The 3289-nt window shown below is 56.7% G+C and carries 3 protein-coding genes and 1 pseudogene; 3 read left to right on the forward strand and 1 reads right to left on the reverse strand.

Going from position 1 to position 3289, the window contains the following annotated elements:
• Both ACTG34_RS12830 and ACTG34_RS12835 read left to right on the forward strand, forming a co-directional pair.
• Positions 1 to 294: pseudogene (locus ACTG34_RS12830) on the forward strand (3-deoxy-8-phosphooctulonate synthase); the annotation flags it as partial.
• A gap of 314 nt (positions 295 to 608) precedes the next feature.
• A complete protein-coding gene (locus ACTG34_RS12835; protein ID WP_439105282.1) occupies positions 609 to 971 on the forward strand; it encodes a TfoX/Sxy family DNA transformation protein in 363 nt (120 codons plus the stop codon).
• Between the two features lie 89 nt (positions 972 to 1060).
• Here ACTG34_RS12835 and ndk read toward each other — a convergent pair whose 3' ends face one another.
• Positions 1061 to 1483 carry a nucleoside-diphosphate kinase gene (gene ndk / locus ACTG34_RS12840; protein ID WP_062215058.1) on the reverse strand — a complete coding sequence of 141 codons (423 nt, stop codon included), beginning with the start codon at positions 1481 to 1483 and terminating at the stop codon, positions 1061 to 1063.
• Between the two features lie 159 nt (positions 1484 to 1642).
• Here ndk and ACTG34_RS12845 point away from each other — a divergent pair.
• The coding region (locus tag ACTG34_RS12845; protein ID WP_439105283.1) for an ABC-F family ATP-binding cassette domain-containing protein at positions 1643 to 3289 on the forward strand (1647 nt) is incomplete at its 3' end.

The following is a 3289-nucleotide window of genomic DNA, read 5'->3' on the forward strand; positions in this document are numbered from 1 at the left end:
AGCGACTTTCGCGGCCTGCCCCGTATGGCGCAAACCGGCTATCCGGTCTGTTTTGACGCGACACATTCGGTGCAACAGCCCGGCGGCAACGGCAACTCGTCGGGCGGAGATCGCACAATGGTGCCGCCGCTGGCGCGCGCCGCAGTCGCCGTTGGCACGGCGTGTCTGTTTATCGAGACGCACGAAGATCCTGACAACGCGCCCTCCGACGGGCCAAACATGATCCGTATCGGGGATCTTGTCCCGCTCCTTGACACACTTCACGCCATCGACGGTGTGGTCAAAGGGTTTTAACCCCGCGCCTTACGGCATTTTTGTCACAATGTGGTCCAATTTCAAACTGAATGGTCAAAATTGGGCCACACCTGTGGCATAGTCTCATGATCAAATGAACCCGTTAGAGGTTTAAATCGTATGAGGCATATCATGGCAACGGCAACACAACCGCTCCCGAACCAACCCGTCAAAACCGCACCCGTAGGTCCACGCAAGCCGCAAAATGCGCCGCCCGTAAACTTTCGTGACTGGGCCGACATCTAGTCATTGCGCGGTGCACAGGGCTGACTAAACTGAAGGCTCCCGAGTGTGAGTTGCCAATGTCATCGCCCATGTCACCACCTATATCGCCTTCTGGGTCAGCGCCCGTTTCAACCATCCGCAACCTTGGACCCGCGTCCGATGCCAGTTTTGCACGCGCGGGGATCACGAGTGCGCAGCAGCTGCACGACCTTGGTGCGGATGCGGCCTATGCCAAATTGCTAGCCTGTGGGTCTCAGCCGCATTTCATCGGCTACTATGCGTTGGTGATGGGCCTTCAGGGGCGACCATGGAACGACTGCAAAGGCGATGAGAAAAAGGCGCTGCGCAGACAATTCGACAGGCTCAAAGCCGAGAATTTGAATAATCCGGACGCGCCACCTGCAGGGATCGAACAGATCTTGAATGCGATCGGCACAGGCACAAAGCGTTAAACGCCGCCAATAGTCATATATGCCCAATAGAAAAGACCGCCCCCAAAGGAGCGGTCTTTCGTGTTCTTTTGCGGTAAACCCGTATGGGTTTAGCCAACCAGTTCGAGACCGGAGAAGAAGTATGCGATTTCCGCAGCAGCCGTTTCAGGGGCGTCGGAACCGTGAACGGAGTTTTCACCGATGGATAGTGCGAACTCTTTGCGGATTGTGCCGTCTGCCGCGTCTGCTGGGTTTGTTGCGCCCATGACTTCGCGGTTTTTCGCGATTGCGTTTTCGCCTTCGAGAACCTGAACAACGATTGGCTCGGAGATCATGAACTCACACAATTCGCCAAAGAAGGGGCGCTCGGAGTGGACGCCGTAGAATTCTTGGGCTTGTGCCAGTGTCAATTGAATACGCTTGCTTGCAACGATGCGCAGGCCGGCCTCTTCGAACTTGGCGGCAATTGCGCCTGTCAGGTTGCGTTTTGTGGCGTCTGGTTTGATAATGGAGAATGTGCGCTGAATAGCCATAATGGACCTCATTGGATTGCGTTGATAGCGATAACGACAACAGACCAATGGCCCGCGCCGCAAGATTGCGCGCCGATTACCACGCACAGAGGCCATTGAAAAGCGATGATTGCGAAAGCGGCGATTGACGCGGGACGCAAACACAGGCAATGGAAGCCCATGCTTAAAATCCACGATATCACATACTCCGTCGAAGGCCGCAATCTGATCGAGAACGCGTCTGTCACCGTCCCCACCGGCCACAAGGTTGGTATTGTCGGCCGTAATGGCGCGGGCAAAACCACGCTGTTTCGCATCATTCGCGGCGAATTGGGCCTAGAGGGCGGGTCGATTGAAATCCCGCGCGGCGCGCGCATCGGCGGTGTCGCCCAAGAGGTGCCTGGCAACGAGGTCTCTTTGATCAATACCGTTCTGGCATCCGATGAGGAGCGCGAGGCGTTGATGGCCGAGGCCGAAACGGCAACCGATCCGCACCGCATTGCCGAGGTTCAGACCCGTCTGGCGGACATTGATGCATGGAGCGCCGAAGGGCGCGCCTCAAGCATTCTCAAAGGCTTAGGCTTTACCGAAGCCGAAATCCACATGCCCTGTTCAGCCTTTTCGGGTGGGTGGCGGATGCGTGTGGCCCTCGCGGGAGTGTTGTTCTCTCAGCCCGACTTTTTGCTACTCGACGAGCCGACCAACTACCTCGACCTTGAGGGCGCATTGTGGCTTGAGACTTACCTTGGCAAATATCCGCACACTGTGCTGTTGATTTCGCACGATCGTGCGCTTTTGAACCGTGCTGTGGGTGCGATTTTGCATTTGGAAAGCAAAAAACTGACGCTTTATACGGGCGGCTACGACGATTTCGCCAAAGCGCGCGCCGCCAAACGCGCCGTGATCGTCGCCGCCGCCAAGAAACAAGACCTGCAACGCGAACACCTGCAGTCCTTTGTGGATCGGTTCAAGGCGAAGGCGTCCAAAGCGAAACAAGCGCAATCGCGTGTGAAGATGCTCGACAAAATGGTTAAAATCACCGCTCCCGAAGATGCGGCGCGCGTGGTCTTTACCTTCCCCGAACCCGAAGAATTGTCGCCGCCGATCATCAATATGGAAAACGTATCGGTGGGCTATGACGGCAAGCAAATCCTCGGCAAGCTTGACCTGCGCATCGACCAAGATGACCGCATTGCCCTCTTGGGCCGCAATGGTGAGGGCAAATCAACGCTCTCCAAATTGCTCTCGGATCGCTTGGAGCCGATGGGCGGACGCCTGACGCGCCACAACAAATTGCGCATCGGCTTTTTCGCGCAGCACCAAGTCGACGAATTGCACCTCAACGAGACGCCGATTCAGCACCTTCAAAGTGCGATGCCGGGTGTTTTGCCACCAAAATTGCGCGCGAAACTGGCGACCTTTGGTTTGGGAGCTGATCAGGCTGACACCGAAGTGGGCCGTCTATCGGGGGGCCAAAAGGCCCGTTTGTCGCTGTTGCTGGCCACGCTTGATGCGCCGCACTTGCTGATCCTCGATGAGCCGACCAACCACCTTGATATCGAAAGCCGCGAGGCCCTCGTCGAGGCGCTGACCGCCTACACGGGCGCGGTTGTTTTGGTGTCGCACGACATGCACTTGTTGTCGCTCGTAGCCGATCGGTTGTGGCTGGTTAAAGATGGCCATGTGGCGCCTTATTCAGACGATTTGGAAGCCTACCGCAATCTGTTGCTGCAGGGCGATGAAAAGCCAAAATCCGAGAAAAAGCTTAAGGCTGCGCCAAAACCCGTGCGCAAAGCCACGCGTGAAGAGGTCCAAGCCCTCAAGGCC

Source organism: Celeribacter marinus, from assembly GCF_965656515.1.
Taxonomy (GTDB): domain Bacteria; phylum Pseudomonadota; class Alphaproteobacteria; order Rhodobacterales; family Rhodobacteraceae; genus Celeribacter; species Celeribacter marinus_D.